Here is a 20,937-nt window from a genome sequence, read left to right as displayed (position 1 = left end):
ATTTTGTCCAACTATGAGTTGGCCTTTGCAGATCATTCATCCAATATTAACCGTTTTACTCAGTACAGATGTGGTGTTGGAAAATGGGAACAAAAACGACCTAACCACGCTCCAAGCGTTGTTAAGTCGTTATTGGTTGAGGTCAGGGGTTAATTGAGCGCTTCAATCAGAGTGATTTCGCGTTTGATTTGCTTACTCTCTTGCTCAGTCGCCTGCGCCAGTTTCTTTTCGCGTGTGGTTATGGCTGCTTGTTTGGCTTCGTCAGATTTGAACATCAGTTCTTTTACGTTGATAGAAGCGATGTTTGTGTAGCGGCCATCGTCACTGGTTGGGATTGATATGGTTTTATCATTAATCAATGATTTTACGATCTCACGCTGTTCATTGTAACGACTCTCTAAACCAGAAAGTGCCCATCGTTGTTGAGGCTTACCCTCATACTGGCCGTTCTTTTCTTCTTTAAGATACTTGATAGTCATGTTACGAATCGTGCCTGCTTCTTCTCCATACTCTGCTTCCGTATCAAAGAGTACAGGGAATGATTCACCTTCTAACACGCCGCCTTTCTTGGTTAGATGACCCATTCGATAGCTATTCATACCAATACGGAGCTCTGTTTGATCAGTAACCGGTGTGCCATCAGCAAACGCGAGGTTGGTGATGCGGGTACCTGCAGGTTGAGTGAGGTCGATGGTATAAGTCACGCCCGCGAAGAAGTCATTGGTCGAGTATTTTGATGCTCTGCGTTCAGGGTTAAAGCTGTAGGTTACATCGCCAGGTTGTACTGAGTTGAAGTAGCCCGCAGACCATTCCATGTAGGTTCTCAGCTCTTTGCCTGTCATCTGGTAGACAGTGATTTCGCCACCTGCGTATTGGTAGTTGTACGCGATGTCTTTGGCTTTGATTGGGCCAACATCGAGCTCTGCATTGTCGTTGTCTATTTGAAGTGCAATGACATTGGCTTTGGGTGCATAGAAGAAGCTCGCTTCTTGGTATAGCGCACTGATGCCTGTGTCTTGAACGTGGACTTGAGGGATACCGCGGATTTCATTTTCAGGGACTAAATCAACGCCGGTAAGCTGAGCGACAGGTCTGTTCGCCATTTCTCGGAGTTGTTTGTGATAAGGCTGGTATAACTCGTCCATATTCTCATCAGAATCTATACCTTTAATTTTATAGGTGAAGCTGTCTTTGTTGACGAGAGTGAATGTACCATCGCGCTCTTCAAATTGAAGATCAATACGAGATAGGGCTCGGCCATATTTGTCGGGCTCAGTAATAATAACGCCATTCACAACAGCCTTATCTATACGAGTGTGCATGTGGCCAGCGACGATGGCATCAAGCTCTGGGTTTGCATTGGCAATGTCGGTGACACCGGTGTCGGCAATGTCATTCTCGTTCTCAATTCCCATATGGGCAACCAATATGATGGCATCCACTTTATCATCAATCTCTTTGACGATTTTCTTCACTTCCAAGGTTGGATTAGTGAAAGTGACGCCTTCTAAACGGTTGGTACCTTGCGCAAAGACCTCCGTCATTGGGGTATCCATTCCGATCACGCCGATCTTAATGCTACCGCGTTCTAGGATGGTGTAACCAGGCAGGAATGGGTTTCCGTTTTTGTTCTTGATGTTGCCACCGAGAGACTGCCCTTTAAATTGGGTAACGGCCCTGTTGAGGGTTTTGAGGCCAAAGTCGAATTCGTGGTTACCTAAAACCCACACATCGTATTTCATGTGATTAAAGCCAAGCATCATTGGATCAACGGGCTCGTCTTTGAAGGTTTCTACGAAGTTGCCTTGGATGGTATCGCCAGCGTCGACAAGGATAATGTTAGATTGCTCTTTGCGGATCTCACCAACTTTGGTCGCGATTTGGCTCAAGCTACCACGAGTGTTGAGTTTATCTGCCGCGTAATCCCACGCCATAAAATGACCGTGGATATCTGAAGTACCCAGTATCGTGACATCGTGTATATCGCCATCAGCTGCAAAGGTGGGAAAGGCTAGAGAGAGTAGGATGGCGCTTGATAGTATGTGTCTTTTCATAAGTATGTTCACATCGTGGTTTTAAGTATGACGCTACCATATAGAATCGAGGTTATCTTATGGGTGATCAGTATCATATTTCTAATGATATAATTGATTGATGTTTCAAATAAATGTGATTCATGACCATCTCGTAACCACTTAAGTTATGGAGAAATGCACCACAACTCTTCGCTATCTTTTCAATCTTCGATTTCTTTAATCAAACTTCCTAAGCGATGGTGTATTAACAAGCACGCTTGTAAGCTGTTGAACGTCTTGCCTGTTGAAATAAACAAGGTATATATCGTCCAACTCTCACTTACTGTGGCAGTAAGATGATCTTGCCCTCTAGGCGTGTGGTTTTCGATTCAATGAGATCAATCGCGGTTTGCACTTCATCGAATGGTAGATAGCGGTCAACGTCGAGCTGAATGTCGTTTGTGATGAAGTGATCTAGCATGGTCGTGAACTTATCACGGCGAACATCTTTACCTTCTGCTTCCTCCCAATAACGCAAGAAGAAGGTGCTGAAATCGATGTGTTGGTTTTTCGCGTACTCAAAGAAGCGTGGCTCGTAAAAATCCAACGACAGCGTCCCATAGTTGATAAAGCGCCCGTTGTTGCCAAGGGTGTGAACAAGATCGGTTCCGGGTGAGCCGCCAATCGCATCAAAGGCAACGGTTGGCATAGGCAAGCCTAATGCCTTAATTTGAGAAACTAGATCAGAGTTCGCATCTATCACCCAACAGGAAGTGGCAGGGTATTGTGTCTGCTGTGATGTAACGACAATGATGTTGAAGCCGAGTGATGCTGATAACTGGGAGAAGATCTTACCGATGGCTGAACTGCCCGCGTTGATGATCAACACATCCTCTTGGGTCAGCTTGGCTATTTCTGTCGTTAGCACCCATGCGGTTAGCGCATTAATGTACAACTGACAGGCGTAGCCATTGTCTAAATGTTGAGGAATGTGGAACAGATCATCTGGTGATACATCGACATAGTTCTGCCATGTTCCACTGGTTGCCACAAGCACTCGTTGATTCACTATAAACTCAGCACTGCTGGATTCTACAATCCTTCCTACCGCTTCAAATCCCGGTACTCTCGGCGGCTGATGGCTATGTTTGTATTGGCCCACACCATAAATCGACAACAGATCACTAGGGTTGATGTTAGTCGCTTCAATTTGTACGCGAACTTTATCTTTGTCTAGTACCCCTAAAGCGACATGTTCTAACTTGAGAGATTCTTTTGGCTGACCGAAACGGAACTGGCTAATTCGGGTATTTTGCTTAGTGTCAGTCATAGTTTGGGCACCTTTATGGATTATGAGTACTGCATCGATTTTAAGTGTAGCGTGTTCATAAATAATCTTGGGTCGGAAATGTTGCTCAACATGGCTGGTGTTGGCAGACAATCGTCATCAACGTAGTCGACATAGTCTGCCGCCGAATCAAAGATTAAAATATCCAAAGCCAAACGATCCAAGCCATATCGGCCTCGGTGGATCATGTCCGCTGAAAACACCAATAAGTCACCGGCGGCTAATGGTATCTGCTTACCACCAGAGATGTCATCGCTGCTCACTTTGCCGTTTTCTTCTTGGCGAACATTGTACTCTTCTTCGTTGTCCCAACGCTTGTGTGTGCCAGGGATAAGTTCCATGCCGGGCTCATCAAAAAGGGGCACTCGCAGATGCAATACCTGGGTTTCCATGATGACTTTCATCTGGTCATCAATGTCGTAGTCGTATTGACAGTCACGATGCCAGAAGTCTTTTTGCTGCGGGTTTACTGGGTTGAAGAACAGCTGTGTATTCATGAATGCCGGCTTGTTCGGAATCACCGCATCAACCACATCCATCACTTGTTTCGAGCTGATGAAGTCGAAAAGCACGCTTCTATCGTCGGCAGGCAAATACTCGCTTCCCGTAATTAAAGACGAGTTAAATGCTTCTTCTTTATAGAATTCTTCGTTGTCTGCTTTCCATGATTCATGAAATTTCAGCACGACTTTTCTAAGCGATGCAATTTGAGCTTCATTGAAATAATTTCTGATAACAAAGTAACCATGTTCGTCGTAACGGTCACTTAATTGTTGGCTGTTTTCTACCACTGACTACCTTCGTTCATTCTTTGCTGTATAATAACTAAGGTCAACAGCCCCTAGAGATTTCTTGGGCGCATAATGCCAGACAGTTGTCATTCAACCAAGTAACGAGTGAAGAAGCCTGTAGATTCGGTGATGTTATGAAGCAATATTGAGGGCGAGTGTTACATGCCTATCCACATCATGGACTCATGCGACAAAAATCTCCGCATATGTGATCTACCCCCTTTTTTTATAAAATGAAAAGATTCATATGGTGAATGTTTTTGTGGTTTGCATGATTATTGACCATGTTGAAATTTGGTTGCGTATGGAAGATAGAAAATCATGGATGGTTTTTCGCTGGATATGAGAACACTTAATTTTATTATTATTTTGTTCTCTTTCATTTACTGCATTGGCTTGTTGCTGTTCCAATTTACCCAACAGTCCATTAAAGGGCTTTCAATTTTTTCCATTTCAATATTTGTTATCGGAAGTGGGCCGTTGATGTTGAGCCTAAGAGGGGAACTCCCTGATTGGATCACTGTTATTGGCGCCAACATGGTCATTGCGCTTGGTTTTCATCTCGCCTTGTATAGCTTATGTCTGTTTCGAGAATACTCTCTCAAATGCACCTACCTCAGTAGTCTAATGATGTTGGCTCTTTTGCCATGTTTTATTTACTTCACGTTCTATGAGCCTTCCATAAAGGCTCGAATTATCCTCATTAGTTTATATTTGGCCTTTGTTACTCTTTGCACTGCCTTTGTGGTGTTAAAGGGTCAACGTGATGACTTGACCCTAGCAACTCGAATGATGGCCTTGTCATTTACGATATATGGCGGGTTTATGGTTTTTCGAGTTGTGGTGACACTATTTTCCGCTGAGCTCCAGGATTTCATGGCGGCCACTCTCATTCATCAACTTGCCTTTTTAGTGAGCATCGTTCTTATTGTGTCGATGAGCTTTACAATGCTTTGGCTGATTAACGCAAGGTTGCTTAGTTCTATTCACGAGCTGTCCTACAGCGATCCTCTAACGGTACTGGGAAACCGCAGAGCATTAGATGAGATGGTTCCAGTTATCATGAAGCAGGCGGAAACTGCACCTGTTAGTGCCATTATGATGGATATTGATAATTTTAAGTCGATCAATGACCAACACGGACACATTGTAGGTGACCTCGTGATCAAGTCTTTTGCTGAAATGGTTCAAAGTGCGATAAAAACATCGCCTAAAGCCAGTGCGTTTCGTTTTGGCGGAGACGAGATAATGATTTTATTGCCTAATGTCGATTTCCAACAAGCTCAGGTTATTGCTTGTAAGCTGCGATTATCTATTTCAGAGGTATCAGCAGTACAAGAACATGAGATGTTTCTGACATCGAGTTTTGGTGTTGCTCAGCTTCACCCGCATGAGAGTTGGAATGGGTTTATTAGCCGAGCCGACAAAGCGTTATATCAAGCGAAAACAAACGGTCGCAATATGACTTCAATTTGTCCTAGTCATATTAACGAGCTCGTCACTGCCACATAACCAATACTGCTGCGATAGAAAGCAAGATGAGCGCAAGAATGTCTTTGCGCGCGATGCTTTGCCCTAACCAGAAATAGGATATCAACACCATGAAGATCACTTCGACTTGCCCGAGTGTCTTTACGTACGGCACGGCTTGAAGCGACATCGCGCTAAACCAACCCAGAGAACCGATAACACTCGCTAAGCTTGTCATGATGACTAGTTTCGACTTCTTGAATATCAGGCGCAGCGTGTCGCGTTCTCTGAAAAAGAGATACGTACAGATAATCACTGTCTGAAGGGAAATGACGAGGAACAGCACCCAAGCAGCGCTATGAGGGAAGGGCAACCCTATGCTCAAACTTGCTTCCCGTACCCAAAGAGATGTTAAAGCAAAGGCGGTGCTACACGTCATACCTAATAAGAACACTTTCGGGGACAAGCTTCGCCAGCCAGAAGCGCTACTCATGATTAGCACGCCTAAAGTACCAATAAGTACGCCGACCCAACCTGTTAGTGTCAAAGCAGTACCAAAAAACAATACGGATAGCACAGCAGATACGGGGGCTTCACACTTGGCTAAGCCTGCGCCTATCGCATAGTTTTCGAGCTTGAACAGCATCACCATTAAGCCGGTCGCGAGGATCTGCATGATGGCGGCAGCAACAATATAGAAAACAAACTCACCCGAAAAATCCGGTGCGGATACGGGCTGCCATTGATAGAGGGCGCAGAGGTAAATAAGGGCGATAGGGCTAGCCCAAATAAATCGCGCTAACGTTACGCCAGCCACGCTCATGGTGCCACTTAATTTACTTTGAAAGGCATTGCGCCAAGATTGGCTAAAGGCAGCAAGGAGAGTAAAGGCTATCCAACTAAAAGACATGACGCGTCCATGTGTTATGTAATTTGCTGATTATATTAACAAATAAAACCAATATAAGAAGCGACTTGTTCTTTTAATAAGCAATAGTCAGTTGCGTGAATCGCTCGGTTTTGAAGAATATTCGGTCTTTAAAACTTGCGCTGTAAACCTTAACGGCTTCATTTACTTGTCACTCGACATCAATCGATTGTTTAGAAAATCGCTTCTTTTCTGTTCTTGAAGTAGAACAGCGCGCTGATCAAAACGAACAGTAAGGTGAAGTAATAGAAAAAAGAAGACAGTGAGGCCAAGAAGGCAAGGTTCTGTTCTATTTCTTGTTCGGTGTAGCCCTGAGACACCAACTTATAGTAGTAAGCGTACAAGATACCGATCAGACCGTATCCGAGGTTAAACATCAAACCTTTGAAACTAAGAACGGTGGCTCTGTTGTGTGATTCGGTTTTTTTATTCAGGTGGTAGCTGATGAAAATGTTCATCGTCATGATGATAAAGATTAATACTAGTGCCGGAATGACTCCGTAAATCGACCAACCTAAACTGATCCAGTAATAAGTCGCCATGCTTGCCAATCCCATAACCACAATGAAGGTTTTAGCCTCCATACTCTCTGCTAATCTTCGGCTTTGTCCTGCCAATATAATCTTAAGCAAGCTGATACCCGCACCAATAAAACCAAAGTAGATAATTGGAATATCAATGGCCAGATAGTATTGGCTGTTCATGGTTAGGAACATGCGTGAGGTGTGTTCGAATAGGCTGTAGTAGAGCAAGATGAACAGCACGTAAGGCGTAGCGAATACCCATTTACCCGCATCGATCGTCAATTTAAGACTTGAGATGGTGGTTGCCAATTTGGTTTGGTCGCTTGGCATCACCTTTTTCTCTTCGCGCATATTAATCGCGGCATAGATGGCGATCATCGCTACAAATAGGGTGGCGAACACAGGAATACGCATCAGGTCTTTAGTGCTTTCTGGTTCGGCTAGTCCAAGGAAATGAAAGATGTTCGTCATAAAATTCACGTCGTACATCGCCGCACCAATTAGTGTGACAAAGATACCGACCGTTGAGGCGACACGAAGCTGGATTTGCAGCACTCGCGGCCACAACTCTTCATTGCCTTGTTCTTTTAAGGTGTCGTAAGCCAATGCCTCGTCAGCACCGCTGGCCAGTGCCATCGCTAAGCCACTGAGAATCCGGTTAATCAGAAAAACAATGAACACCAAGTCTGGGTTTCCGGTTGGTACGAGCGCTATCATGGCGATCTCAACAAACATCACAATCGAAGACAGCACCACCAGTTTCTTGCGGCCTAAGGTATCGGCGAATGCACCCGACGGTACTTCAGCAAGCACAATGGTGGCCGCCCAAACTACATTGAGCATCGCGAATTGAGACAGGGTTAACCCGTAATCTAAATAAAGTAGGGTGAATATAGGGTAGTAAAAACGCGCAAAGTAGCTGCTTCTAAACATCAAGAAGTAGCGGACATTGGGAATGTTAAGGATCTCTTTGAGCGTCATGATAATTTCAGTAATTTAGATAACACATTATTATGTATAACCCTTTTACTCTTTTAAATCATGGAATTGTTGCCAAATCCCTAAAATATCTGGTTTGGGTGATCTTCGAACTCATTGTTCATAGTGGGTTATAGGTTTCTCGTCTTCAAATCACTTTCCCCTATTCATTTAGTTTGTGGTGCCGTTTCACTTGTTCGACTGATTTTGGTGCAAGATCGAACTTCTACAACGTCGCTCTCGTATTTACATCTTATTGTATGATTTAATTATTGGTAATAACGATACGCAATGAATCCAATGTAATTGAGGAAGCGAGCATGATCTTAGAGTCATTCAGTCTGGAAGGTAAAGTAGCGATAGTGACGGGCTGTAACACGGGGCTTGGGCAAGGTATTGCATTAGGCCTAGCGGAAGCCGGTTGTAAGGTTGTCGGTGTTAACCGAACAGAGCCTGAAGAGACTATTGAGAAAATGAGTGCAGCAGGTCATTCGTTCCTAAACGTGAGTGCTGATCTTCTCGAGCAAGCGTGCATTCCAGGGGTTATAGAGCGCACTTTGGCTGAGTTTGGCCAAGTCGACATTCTCGTGAACAATGCAGGAATTATTCGCCGCCAAGATGCTATTGAGTTCTCAGAGCAAGATTGGGATGACGTAATGAACGTGAACACCAAGACGGTGTTCTTTATGTCTCAGGCTGTTGCAAAGCAATTTAAGGCTCAAGGTACTGGCGGAAAGATCATTAACATTGCATCGATGCTCTCATTCCAAGGTGGCATTCGAGTTCCTTCCTATACGGCTTCAAAAAGTGCTGTGATGGGCGTGACACGTGCGATGGCGAACGAATGGGCGCGCGACAATATCAATGTGAATGCGATAGCACCCGGTTATATGGAAACGAACAATACTCAAGCTCTGCGTGAAGATGCTGAGCGCAATCAAGCGATTCTTGAGCGTATTCCGGCTGAGCGTTGGGGTAAACCGCAAGATATCGCAGGTCCTTGTGTGTTCTTAGCATCATCAGCATCGGATTACATTAATGGCTATACCATTGCTGTTGACGGTGGTTGGTTAGCACGCTAGTTGGTTTTTTATTCTAAATTTTGAGTTTGCAGCAATCTTGCAGGAGAAGATAAATGAAAATCGCTTTAATGATGGAAAACAGTCAGGCAGGTAAAAATGCCATGGTTGCAGCTGAGCTAGAGTCAGTGGCGGGTGGCATTGGTCACGATGTTTTCAACTTAGGTATGACCGACGAGAATGATCACCACTTAACGTATATCCACTTAGGTATCATGGCCAGTATTCTGATCAACTCAAAGGCTGTGGACTTTGTTGTGACGGGATGTGGAACAGGGCAAGGTGCTTTGATGTCACTGAACCTGCACCCGGGTGTGGTTTGTGGTTACTGCCTAGAGCCATCAGATGCTTTCTTGTTTAACCAAATCAACAACGGCAATGCTCTCGCTCTCGCTTTTGCTAAAGGCTTTGGCTGGGCAGGTGAACTCAACATTCGTTATATCTTTGAAAAAGCGTTCACAGGCGAGCGTGGTAATGGGTATCCACTAGAACGTGCAGAACCACAGCAACGTAATGCAGCAATTTTGAATGAAGTGAAAGCGGCGGTGGTAAAAGATAACTTTATTGATTCTCTGAGAGCTATCGACCAAGATCTAGTGAAAACAGCGGTTGGCAGCGAGCGTTTCCAACAATGCTTCTTTGAGCATTGCCAAAACCAAGAAATCGCTGATTATGTTCGTTCACTTTTAGATTAATTAGAGCGTTTAGTTCTGATAGAGCCAGCCTTGTTCGGCTGGCTTTTTGATGAATAATTAAAGCAATGTAATGAGACAAACAGTAATCAACTGGCTAAATTGCGATTCGTGTTTTCCTGCATCTACTCTTCATCTTCGGTTTCTTTGGAAGCATTTGAGGCACAGCCTTTCTCTAGCCAGTTATCGAGCACGCGTTGCAGTGCCTTCAAAGAGGTTGGCTTCTCTAGGCGACCATCCATCAGTTTGCTGATCATATCTAACTCGTGTTGTCCTGATTCGCCAGATAAAGCAATGATTGGCGTTTGAGGAGAGCGTGCCTTGATGATTTGGCTTGCGTCAAAACCATTCATTATCGGCATTTGTACGTCCATTAAGATCAAATCGACCTTGTGTGTTTTGAACAGCTCGACGGCATTCTCGCCGTTTTTAGCTTGTAAGCTATTTACGCCAAGTCGACTCAGGTACATCTGAACAAGCGTGCGTTGCACTTCTTTATCATCGACGATAAGCACGGTTGGAGCCAAATGGTTCTCTGGGGTTAGCGTACTTGTTGGCTCTGAACTTTGCGTTTCCGCTTGGTTATCTGGCTTAACTTCTGCGTTGGGTTTGTTTTCAGTTGTGGTTTGATTACTTTTCCAATCATTGAAGTAAGGCGTACGAAGTGCGTCTGCTTTGGGTGCATTGGGTACTACCGGGAAGTACAGGTGGAACTCAGTAAACTCCCCAAGTTTAGAGTGGCACTCAACTCGGCCGCCAAATGAACGCATCACACGTTGGCAATAGCCAAGCCCTAGGCCGCTACCACCGCTTTTTTGGTAAGAGAAGAAGTCATCAAAGATCTTATGTGCAATGGCTTCGTCAATGCCAGGGCCGGTATCTCGGAATATCAGAACGTTCTCGTAAGGCCCTGTGTTGGTGCTGATCTCAATTTGGCTTTCTGGATAAGAATCAAAGTAATAGATTGCATTACGTATCAGGTTGAAAATAACGAAATTGAATAAGGTTTCATTGAGCTTTGCTACAAAATCAGCGTGTTGTGGTAAACGAATGCGTTCAATGATCTTTTCATTCTCAAAACCATAGTGGCTTACGGCTTGATCTACGGCTTTGTGGATAGAGGTCATGGCCACAGGGCCGTGTTCAGGCGTACTGTCACTGACTTCGCGCAGGATGATATCAATCAGTTGTCGCCCGCGTTGAATCGCCGCTTGGCCATTCTCAATATCCTTTAGGATTTGTTTAGCTGGGGCTTGGTTATCAATGTGCTGTTTTAACACCTCAAAATGCAGCTGCACTTGAGCCAGCGGGTTACGCATTTCGTGTGCGATAGAATTAGCAAGCGCGCGACTTTGGCGAATGCGTCTATCGGCTTCAATGGTGCTTTGTACACGAGTTAACAAGGTTTGCAGTGCAGAGATCTCTTCGTTAGAGAACATCTTATCGTTGCTCTTATGTGATGAGACCAATAAGTGCGTGACCGATTTCCCCTGACCAAATAAAGGCATCACCAAAGCGGTGTCGTTTGAGCTCATCTTGTCATATAGGGCTTTTATCGAGCGCTTGGCTGGTGCGGTGTAATCAAGCTCCTGAGACAGCTCATCGAACACTAAAACGGACTTGTTGGTAGACAGGTAATCTTCGTAGAAGGTTTCGTTGTAGTTGCTGTTCACCAGACGCAACTTGTCTTCGGGAATCTGCAATAGGCTACCTAATCGACGCATTGCATCATCAATCGACAGCTTGAAATCGTCTTCTAGTGAGAGGATCTGTTGTACTGGCGTTTTCTTGTTTCCGTAGACAAAGAACGAGGCGTAGTGGCTTACGCGCTTGTAGAGAACATGCCACGTGATGCCGATAATCGCGCAGATTGGGATAGCAACAAGCCATTGACTGTCGTCTGTCAGCGGGATAAATATCGCGCCAAAAGGGATCACCAAAATAGCACAAACCAACATCGCATTTAGGCTCATGTACGCCAGGTATTTCACGCTGTAGAAGCGCGAGGTCAGCAGGGCATAGCCAACGAACAACATTTCACTTATCGACAAAGCTGGTGGCAGCCAAGTGAGCGAGAAATCACGCAAGAAGTAGGTCATGCCTAGGTGGATCGTCGCAGTAGACAGCATAAAGACTAAAATGCCGGCGATCATATAGTTGGTTTTGGCTAAAGTTAGCTTGCTGCTGTTGGCGCGCATGGCCACCAGGTTGAGTAGTGTTAGCACTACAAAGCTAATCATCCCAATAAAGAAGTACGGCGTATGCGGGCCAAACTCAATCACGAACTGGCTTGGGCCTGCAATGGTGACGTGTTCAACGGTTAACCCCGGACTTAAATTGATAAAGAAGGAGTAGACGGTCAGGGTGACGAAAATGGCTTGCTGCCACACATGAACCTTACCATTACGTTGTTCAGCGGCGAGTTTGCACGAGAAGTAATAGGCAAAGGCAAACGCAAAGAACGAGGCGAGGTTGGCAAACTTTGCGGCGAACACGGCGGCCGAGGCCCCAAGTTCCGGTAATAAGTCGGTATGGAAATAAGCGTTACTGCTGATCCACGCAACAATGCAGATCGAATACGCGATGTAAGGGGCATGGTGTGTCCCTGCGATCACTTCGTTCTTCTGTTTCAGGCGATAGCAGTAATAGAACAACCACATGACAACCACAGCCACGGTTGCAAGCAGTGTGATTGCTTTTGCATAGATGATCGCCTCTAGGCCGAAATCAAACATGTTCATCCTTTTTCACCGAGCTAGTTTTTCCTGCCGAGCGCGACTTTTCTAATGACTTTCTGCTTTCTCGCACTGCGCGTTTGTAGCTTCGAAAATCGACATTATTGAACGCTTTTACCATCATCTCAAAATTCCAGAATCCACGATAAATTGTCGTGCCATCGTCATTTAATTCGCAATATCCAGAATGGAAGTATGCATTGGAATCAATGGTTTGATAAAACTGAAGCATGAAAGGTTGCTCGATAATAGTGAAGCCAATCTTATAGCCTATTTGGTGTAACACACTCATCAGCTCTTTTTGAGAAAGGTAGAGGAAATAGAGCTTTTGTTGGGTATTGCCACTGACTGTCAGACGTAACACCTCACACAGGGCATCTTTGTCGGACAATTGTAACTGGAATTGTTGGTCAAATTCTGGGAGAGAGTAACATTTTGACAGTGTAGGCGGTGTGAAAAGTTGTAACCCTGCGAGTTCATCGTAGCCGTAATTGGGTAAACAGTATTGCCATTGCTCATTGCTGAACGGCGGTGCGTAACTTAGCCAAGTGTCATTCTTAGACCAGTCTTGAATCAGCGCAGAGGAAACCAGTGTTGGAAAGGCTTCATCGACTGGATGCTTGAGCAGAATAAAATGCTTACCTGCCTGAGAAAGGTGTAATAAAGGCAGCATCTCAAACCATTTCTCGCCCTTGATGAACACCTCGAGATTGCTTAAAGCAATGGCATCGCTGATTGGCATTCCTTGTGGGTGACTCGGTGTTTGTACCAAAAGTGGCTCATGTTCTATCTGTTCGATGATCGCACCGTAATAAGCACTGTCATTGATAGGGAGGTCGACATGAGAAATGGAGCTTGGATTTAATGGAGATTTTGCTTTGATCGCAGCAATTTCACACTCACACCAGAAATCTAGCCAATGCATATAGCACTGCCCTACAGCCTGCTCTAGAAGAGCAATCTCTGCAGATAGTGTATTTGGATAGCGCAGAATCAGATCGCGGTAGTCCATCACCTCAAACAATACAGAGTAGCTTTTGTTTTGATGCTCTGGGAAAAGCAATTCTAACTGGCTTCTACGATATTCAGTCACGTTTTGAAAAAGCTCAGTGCGCTCATGTGGCTGATAAGTGTTGATGACGAGCTCTATCAGCGCTCGCTGTTTTATTTCGATAGACAGACTGCTAGCCAACAGTGAGCCTAAAGACGACGTTAATTTCATGTTTAACCTAGCCTAGGTTTATATAATTATTTTTATTTGATCTGCACTATCTATAGGACACTGATTTTAGGTATGTGTTTGAAGTTACGTTACTTTGAGAGAGCCAATCGTAACTTTACTTGTGTCCATGTTGTGAGAAGTAAGTTGCATAATCGGGTGAGATTTTACTACTTGCACCCACCCTTAACAATAAAGATTTTCCATATTTGAATGAATTCACAGATGAACAAAGTACATTATTATCAACAACTTGTAGGGCTGGTTCACAGTTTTAAAATCAGACATGATTAAGCCGAGCATAAACTTTTGAATTTATAAAATAATCTCAAATATCTATTTTTTGAACCAATATCATAATCCAAATCAACATGAGCTCATCTTATTAATTACGGCGTGAATGTATTTGGTGTAAGATATGTAATTAACTGATGCATTATATCTGTCTTATACTCGCTTATTCTCTCGCTACTCATTTTAATGATTTAAATATCAGGTGGATAAAAGCAGAGCTCCAGTGCTCGTCTTGTTTTCCTGACAATCTCCTGTGTTTATAGAGTAGTTACACCATAATCTCTGATGAAGTGATGACATTCGAGGTTTAAGCTTGCCTGCATATGAAACATTATTGCGAGTAATCCCTCGTAAATGATTGAGGTAGAGAGAATTTATGAAGAACGTACGATTAACATCATTACTTGGAACAGCAACCTTGTTTAGTGTCGTGGCGTTAGCTGGGTGTAGTCAGAAATCAGAAGTACCAACTCAACCGCAAGAGAATGCGAACCCTATCTGCAGTACTAAAAACCTGACGGGTGGTTGGTCGCAAAGTGAGATTACACCAGAAGCTAAGCAAGCTTTAAACGCAGTTCTTGGTCAAATGAACACTTCAGCTGAGCTCAAGCAGATCTTGAGTGTGCGAACTCAGGTTGTCGCGGGTTTGAATTACGCTATTGAGTTTGAAATGGATAATGGTGAAGTGTGGAACACCATCGTTTACCGTTCTCTACAAGGTGACATCGAAATGACGCAACCTGCACAGAAAGGTCTTCTGTGCTCATAATCTAGATGCGTCTGTATCTTGTGAGATAGGCTTATAGCAAATAAAAATGTCTCCGTATTGGGAGCCATTTTTGTTTTTAAGAAGACTGATTTGTTGAACGTTTTCAGTCGGCCAACTCGGGCTCAGCTAACTCCTGAACACAAGCACGGCTGATGTCTTCATCAATGTAGGCCATACCGAGTTTATTGAGGTAGTCCATGCGATCAGCAGTGCGAAGCTCGATGTCGGGGCCTGCAATGTTATTGGCTTGATAAATTTCAGTGAGGTGAGACATGAATTGCTCGCCCACACTCATCATCAATAGACTCATTGCTCCTACGTCCGGTCTTACTTTGGTGCGTTGCTTTTCAGATAGGTTTACCGCTAGTACGATAGGTTGTTCTTCACCTTCGAATCGAACGCCTCGCTCACGAACGGTTTGTTGAGCCCAGTAGTACGCCAGTTCTTTACTCTGAGTGAGAAACACTGGCTCAACCGATTCGGTATAGTTGTTGCCGATGGTTGCCATAGTTTTTGAAGCTGCTTCGTTGAGCGCTTTGTCTCCAGAACGTTTTAAACCTTGGCCTTGAATAGAAGCCAATAAAGCGGAAGATGTGCCGTGATACCAAGTATCACCCGTCGCGAAACCATTCTCTGATAACAGTGTTTTTGCATCTTGTAGGTGTGTAGGTATTGAAGTCATAGGCACTCTCAAAAAATAAGAATCTTAACAAATAGGAATCTGAACAAATACGTATACAGTTAGCTTAAACAGAAGTTGTTCGGTTAACCGTGGTGTGGAACACAAATCTGAGGCTTTGAGATAAAGCTGGCAGTACAAGCTTTATCTCAAAGCCTTCCCCCGGATCTTACCTAAGTAAGAGAGAAGGACGGGGGAGGCTTTAGCGTTAGCGATTAATCAAATTGGTTCGATGTATTCGCTTCACCTGCAGCTTTTAGTGCGTTCTCACCAGCAAAGTACTCTTTGTGGTCATCACCCATGTCAGAACCAGACATGTTTTGGTGTTTAACACATGCGATGCCTTGGCGGATTTCTTTACGCTGAACATTCGCAACGTAACCTAACATGCCTTGGTCGCCGAAGTACTCTTTCGCTAGGTTGTCAGTAGACAGCGCAGCAGTGTGGTAAGTCGGTAGCGTAATCAAGTGGTGGAAAATACCCGCTTCACGTGATGCGTCTGCTTGGAATGTACGGATCTTCTCGTCAGCGCTTGCAGACAGTTCAGTTTCATCGTATTCCGCGCTCATTAGGCTTGCACGGTCGTAAGCTGAAACATCTTTACCTTCTGCTACCATCGCATCGTAAGCTTGCTGACGGAAGTTTAGCGTCCAGTTGAATGATGGAGAGTTGTTGTAAACCAGTTTCGCATTAGGGTGTACTTCACGTACGCCGTCCATCATCTCTTTGATTTGACCGATGTGTGGTTTCTCAGTCTCAATCCAAAGTAGGTCAGCACCTGCATTGATTGCTTCGATACAGTCAAATACACAACGATCTTCACCAGTACCTTGGCGGAATTGGTATAAACCTGAAGGTAGACGCTTAGGTCGAACTAGCTTGCCGTCACGGTTGAAACAAACATCGCCTTCAGCCATATCAGCAACATCAATCTCTTCAACATCTAGGTATGAGTTGTAGATGTCACCTTGGTCGCCCGGCTCTTTCACTACGGCGATTTCTTTTGTTAGGCCAGCACCTTGTGAATCGGTACGAGCAACGATGATGCCGTTGTCGATGCCTAGCTCAAGGAAAGCGTAACGAAGCGCACGAAGTTTTGCGTGGAAGTCAGCGTGTGGAACCGTTACTTTGCCGTCTTGGTGACCACATTGTTTCTCATCGGCTACTTGGTTTTCGATTTGTAGACAACAAGCTCCCGCTTCAATCATCTGCTTAGCCATTAGGTAAGTCGCTTCTGCGTTACCGAAACCAGCATCGATATCGGCAATGATTGGCACTACGTGTGTCACGTGGTTGTCGATTTTGTCTTGAATACGGTCTTGTAGGTTCACATCGCCTGCTTCACGCGCAGCGTCTAGCTCACGGAATAAACCACCCAGTTCACGAGCATCGGCTTGGCGTAGGAATGTGTATAGCTCTTCTACTAGGCCAGCAACGGATGTTTTCTCATGCATAGATTGGTCTGGAAGTGGACCAAAGTCAGAGCGAAGTGCAGCAACCATCCAGCCAGAAAGGTATAGGTAACGACGGTCAGTCTTGCCATCAAAGTGCTTCTTAATAGAAATCAGCTTTTGTTGGCCGATGAAACCATGCCAGCAACCCAGAGACTGAGTGTATTGAGAGCTGTCTTCGTCGTAAGCCGCCATGTCTGCACGCATGATATCTGCCGTGTATTGCGCAATATCCAGACCTGTTTTGAATTTGTTTTGAGCTCGCATACGAGCAGCAGATTCAGGGTTAATTGCATCCCATGGAGCACCAGCAGCGCTTTTTGCAACTTCAATCATTTCGATATCTTGTGTAATTTGCGACATAACTATTCCTTAGTTTCACGTGGACATGTTGGCCAATTTGGCGAGGTCATTTGATTTGGATTAAATCTAACCATGGACAAATAATAATCATGTATGTGATAATTTTGTTAATTTATAGTTATTATATTCGGTATTTTTCTTATGAATATTGCTCGTATAGACCTTAATTTACTTGTGTATTTAGACATGTTGCTACGTGAGAGAAACGTTACACGAGCAGCAAATCAATTGGGTATTACTCAGCCTGCCATGAGTAATGGCCTTCGCCGATTGCGTGATCTGTTTGAAGACCCGCTATTAGTAAGAACAAGTGAAGGGATGATACCGACCGAACGCGCGCATAAGTTGCAGCCACTGATTCGAAACATCTTGGCGAATGTAGAGAAGACACTGCAACCGACCACAGAGTTTAATGCAGAAGACAGTGAACGCGTGTTTCGTATCATGGCGAGTGACTATGCAGAGTCGACCATTATTCAACCTCTTCTGAAAAGGTTAAGTGAGATAGCACCGAAAATACGACTGGATATCATGACGCCAAGTGACGTGAGTTATCAGGATGTAGAGCAAGGTACCGTTGATATAATTATCAACCGATTTGACGATATTCCTCAGTCGTTTCACCAGATGAGCCTCTGGCACGACGGGTTTTCTTGCCTATTTAGTTGTGATAACCCAATAGCCGACAACTTCGATATTTTGTCTTATCTAAAGGCGCAACATATCTGGGTAAGTAAGACCGGAATGGGAACCGGAGTTGGGATCAACCCAAGCGAAGCGCAAAAGCTCGGTTGGATAGATGAGGCATTAATGCGCATCGGTAAAACCCGTAACATCACGGTGTTTACTCGACACTATTTGTCGGCGATTCTCTTCGCTCAGCAGAAGAACCTTATCCTGACTATTCCTACCAAAGCAGCTCAACTGCAGCGCAATAATCCTAGATTGTTGATCAAGCCTGCGCCATTTGCGATTGAACCCTTTGAGGTGAAGATGGCGTGGAGTCCATTGTTACAAACCAATCCAGACCATCAGTGGATGCGTCGTTTGATTAAAAGTGTCGCTAACGAAATCGAGAGTGGAGTGACGGAATAACATAGTTTGTAGGGTATTTTTTATATGAATATCCAATATAACCGGCATAAATTAGCTAAATTCATGTCCGTTAAGTAAGTTTAAATCAGTAAAGTAAATTTGAGCTAGTCACGAAAATTTATTGAGTAGCCATCAATTAGTTTGAGAGAGATTTTATGAGCAGTCGTATTCAACAGGGAAGCTTGAACATTGATAGCACCCTCTACCAATTAATTAATGAGCAGGTGATTCCTGGAACAGGCATTGTCGCTGAAGACTTTTGGCAATCATTTGCAACCATTCTTGAAGATTTGGCGCCAAAAAATCGCGCATTGCTTATCAAGCGTGAAGATCTTCAACATCAAATTGACGTTTGGCACCAAGAGCGTGCCGGGCAAACGCTAGATCCTGTAGAGTACAAACAGTTCTTACAGCAGATCGGTTATTTGGTTCCTGAAGGCGATGACTTTCAAGTGACGACAGCCAGCGTAGAACCTGAGATCGCAACACAAGCAGGGCCGCAGCTTGTGGTGCCAATCATGAACGCACGCTTTGCACTTAACGCAGCCAATGCGCGTTGGGGCAGTCTATATGATGCGCTCTACGGAACGGACGTGATCAGTGAAAGTGATGGCGCGGAAAAGGGCGGAAGCTTTAACCCTGCTCGTGGCGCTAAAGTAGTGACTTATGCTCGTGAGTTCCTTGATGATGCAGCGCCATTAAACGGTGTCTCTCATAAAGACGTGACCAAATACAGCATCAGTAACGCTAGCATCGGCAATAAGCTCATAGCGACACTCGATAACGGCGAAGAAGTCACTCTCATTGATAGCGACCAGTTCATTGGCTATCAAGGTGACGCAAGTTCCCCTTCGTGCATTCTTCTTAAACACAATAATCTGCACATCGAAATTCAAATTGACCCAAGCGCACCGATTGGTAGCGTTGATGTGGCGGGTATTAAAGATGTGTTGGTCGAAGCTGCCCTAACAACCATTATGGATTGCGAAGACTCGGTTGCTGCAGTTGATGGTGAAGACAAAGCATTGGCTTACCGTAACTGGTTAGGCTTGATGAAAGGTGATCTGCAAGAATCACTAGAGAAAAACGGCAAAACTATTGTTCGTAACCTTAATCCCGATCGCCAATACACCAGCGTGACGGGTGGTGAGATTTCACTAAAAGGCCGCAGCATGTTGTTCATCCGTAATGTCGGCCACTTGATGACTAACCCTGCGATTATTGATGCCGAAGGTAATGAAGTGCCTGAAGGCATTATGGATGGCATGATCACTTCGTTAATTGCGATGCATGATTTAAAAGGCAACAGCGCGTACCAAAACTCGACTGCGAACAGTATCAACATCGTAAAACCTAAGATGCATGGCCCTGAAGAAGTCGCCTTTACTAATGAATTGTTTGGCCGTATTGAAGATGCATTAGGGCTAGATCGATTCACGATAAAAGTCGGCATCATGGACGAAGAGCGTCGTACTTCGGTTAACCTTAAAGAATGTATTCGTGCAGCTAAAGATCGTGTTGTGTTTATCAACACAGGTTTCTTAGACCGAACGGGTGATGAGATTCACACCAGTATGGAAGCGGGGCCTTTTGCTCCTAAAACACAGCTGAAAACCATGACTTGGATTGGCGCATACGAAGATCAAAACGTTGATCTTGGCTTAGCTTGTGGCCTGCAAGGTAAAGCCCAGATTGGTAAAGGTATGTGGCCAGAGCCGGATAATATGGCGAAGATGATGGACGCGAAAATCGGACATCCACAAGCGGGTGCCAATACCGCTTGGGTTCCTTCTCCAACCGCCGCGACTTTGCACGCGCTGCACTATCATAAGGTGAGTGTACCAAGCCGTCAGAAAGAGCTTCGTGAGCGAGTGAGAGCCAATGTCGATGATATTCTTACTATCCCGTTACTGGGCGATCAAAAGCTTACCGCGCAAGATATTCAAAGTGAACTGGATAACAACACCCAAGGTATTTTGGGTTATGTGGTTCGTTGGATTGACCAAGGCGTTGGTTGTTCGAAGGTACCTGATATTAACGATGTAGGGTTAATGGAAGACCGAGCGACGCTGCGTATTTCAAGCCAGCATATTGCGAACTGGTTACGTCACGGCATTTGCGAGGAAGCTCAGGTAATGAAAACCATGAAGCGTATGGCCGCAGTGGTGGATGAGCAAAACGCTGGCGACCCGAGTTACCGTAACATGGCGCCTGATTTTGAAAACAGCATTGCATTTTCAGCGGCGTGTCAGTTGGTATTCGAAGGCTGTGCTCAGCCGAGCGGTTACACCGAGCCAGTGCTGCACGCGATGCGTCTAAAACTGAAAGCGCAGGGATAGTGAAGCAACCGAATAACAAAAACAGAGAATGTAAAATACTAAAAAAAGAACCCCCCTTTAACCGAGCCCAAGGTGCCGCGCTTTTATAGCGCGGCTTTTTTTTGATTCATTTTTGTGGTGGGAAGGGGGGAGAATGGGGCAGGTTAGTGCTCACTAAGACTTAATTAT

Annotated in this window: 15 protein-coding genes; 6 read left to right on the top strand and 9 right to left on the bottom strand. The window is 44.7% G+C overall.

Annotated features, from left to right (window positions below; genetic code table 11):
• Positions 1-149 precede the first annotated feature (149 nt).
• The 3 genes from AB4486_RS00980 to AB4486_RS00970 all read right to left on the bottom strand — a co-directional run bounded on the left by AB4486_RS00980 (position 150) and on the right by AB4486_RS00970 (position 4,154).
• Positions 150-2,054, bottom strand: coding sequence for a bifunctional UDP-sugar hydrolase/5'-nucleotidase (locus AB4486_RS00980; RefSeq protein ID WP_372116229.1), 1,905 nt, complete (start codon positions 2,052-2,054; stop codon positions 150-152).
• Between the two features lie 301 nt (positions 2,055-2,355).
• Positions 2,356-3,345, bottom strand: a complete 990-nt coding sequence (locus AB4486_RS00975; protein WP_372116227.1) for a zinc-dependent alcohol dehydrogenase family protein — start codon at positions 3,343-3,345, stop codon at positions 2,356-2,358.
• A gap of 20 nt (positions 3,346-3,365) precedes the next feature.
• Complete coding sequence (locus tag AB4486_RS00970; protein WP_017059991.1) at positions 3,366-4,154, bottom strand: phytanoyl-CoA dioxygenase family protein; 789 nt, start codon at positions 4,152-4,154, stop codon at positions 3,366-3,368.
• A 321-nt stretch (positions 4,155-4,475) separates the two neighbouring features.
• Here AB4486_RS00970 and AB4486_RS00965 point away from each other — a divergent pair, with 321 nt between their 5' ends.
• Positions 4,476-5,666 carry a GGDEF domain-containing protein gene (locus AB4486_RS00965; protein WP_372116224.1) on the top strand — a complete coding sequence of 397 codons (1,191 nt, stop codon included), beginning with the start codon at positions 4,476-4,478 and terminating at the stop codon, positions 5,664-5,666.
• On the opposite strand, the gene AB4486_RS00960 is transcribed toward AB4486_RS00965, so the two are convergent.
• Positions 5,653-6,534 carry a multidrug transporter gene (locus AB4486_RS00960; protein WP_371721016.1) on the bottom strand — a complete coding sequence of 294 codons (882 nt, stop codon included), beginning with the start codon at positions 6,532-6,534 and terminating at the stop codon, positions 5,653-5,655. The two genes, AB4486_RS00965 and AB4486_RS00960, sit on opposite strands and share 14 nt — an antisense overlap.
• Positions 6,535-6,725: 191 nt before the next feature.
• Positions 6,726-8,057 carry an MFS transporter gene (locus tag AB4486_RS00955; protein WP_372116221.1) on the bottom strand — a complete coding sequence of 444 codons (1,332 nt, stop codon included), beginning with the start codon at positions 8,055-8,057 and terminating at the stop codon, positions 6,726-6,728.
• Positions 8,058-8,374: 317 nt separating this feature from the next.
• On the opposite strand from AB4486_RS00955, the gene kduD reads away from it, so the two are divergent.
• Positions 8,375-9,136 carry a 2-dehydro-3-deoxy-D-gluconate 5-dehydrogenase KduD gene (gene kduD / locus AB4486_RS00950; protein WP_017067926.1) on the top strand — a complete coding sequence of 254 codons (762 nt, stop codon included), beginning with the start codon at positions 8,375-8,377 and terminating at the stop codon, positions 9,134-9,136.
• A 53-nt stretch (positions 9,137-9,189) separates the two neighbouring features.
• A complete protein-coding gene (locus AB4486_RS00945) occupies positions 9,190-9,828 on the top strand; it encodes an RpiB/LacA/LacB family sugar-phosphate isomerase (protein ID WP_017059986.1) in 639 nt (212 codons plus the stop codon).
• A gap of 122 nt (positions 9,829-9,950) precedes the next feature.
• On the opposite strand, the gene AB4486_RS00940 is transcribed toward AB4486_RS00945, so the two are convergent.
• Positions 9,951-12,560, bottom strand: a complete 2,610-nt coding sequence (locus tag AB4486_RS00940; RefSeq protein WP_372099882.1) for a response regulator — start codon at positions 12,558-12,560, stop codon at positions 9,951-9,953.
• Complete coding sequence (locus tag AB4486_RS00935) at positions 12,553-13,782, bottom strand: acyl-homoserine-lactone synthase (protein ID WP_017066033.1); 1,230 nt, start codon at positions 13,780-13,782, stop codon at positions 12,553-12,555. The genes AB4486_RS00940 and AB4486_RS00935 overlap by 8 nt, the downstream gene beginning before the upstream one ends.
• Before the next feature lie 667 nt (positions 13,783-14,449).
• On the opposite strand from AB4486_RS00935, the gene AB4486_RS00930 reads away from it, so the two are divergent.
• Positions 14,450-14,842 carry a cystatin domain-containing protein gene (locus AB4486_RS00930; RefSeq protein WP_017066034.1) on the top strand — a complete coding sequence of 131 codons (393 nt, stop codon included), beginning with the start codon at positions 14,450-14,452 and terminating at the stop codon, positions 14,840-14,842.
• A gap of 103 nt (positions 14,843-14,945) precedes the next feature.
• Here the strand turns inward: AB4486_RS00930 and AB4486_RS00925 are convergent, their stop codons facing one another.
• Together AB4486_RS00925 and AB4486_RS00920 are read right to left on the bottom strand one after the other, a co-directional pair.
• Entirely contained in the window at positions 14,946-15,524 is a 579-nt protein-coding gene (locus tag AB4486_RS00925) for a hypothetical protein (RefSeq protein ID WP_017059982.1), read from the bottom strand.
• Positions 15,525-15,736: 212 nt separating this feature from the next.
• Positions 15,737-17,335, bottom strand: coding sequence for an isocitrate lyase (locus AB4486_RS00920; RefSeq protein ID WP_012600243.1), 1,599 nt, complete (start codon positions 17,333-17,335; stop codon positions 15,737-15,739).
• Positions 17,336-17,476: 141 nt separating this feature from the next.
• Here AB4486_RS00920 and AB4486_RS00915 point away from each other — a divergent pair, with 141 nt between their 5' ends.
• Positions 17,477-18,430 (top strand): LysR family transcriptional regulator, encoded by a 954-nt coding sequence (locus tag AB4486_RS00915; RefSeq protein ID WP_012600244.1) that lies wholly within the window; start codon positions 17,477-17,479, stop codon positions 18,428-18,430.
• Positions 18,431-18,585: 155 nt separating this feature from the next.
• A complete protein-coding gene (locus AB4486_RS00910) occupies positions 18,586-20,769 on the top strand; it encodes a malate synthase G (RefSeq protein WP_065583554.1) in 2,184 nt (727 codons plus the stop codon).
• The last annotated feature ends 168 nt before the right edge of the window (positions 20,770-20,937 follow it).

Origin of the sequence: Vibrio sp. 10N.222.55.C6, from assembly GCF_041473395.1 — a bacterium.
Lineage (GTDB): Bacteria > Pseudomonadota > Gammaproteobacteria > Enterobacterales > Vibrionaceae > Vibrio > Vibrio crassostreae_C.
This window is presented reverse-complemented; position numbering and strand designations above follow the sequence as displayed.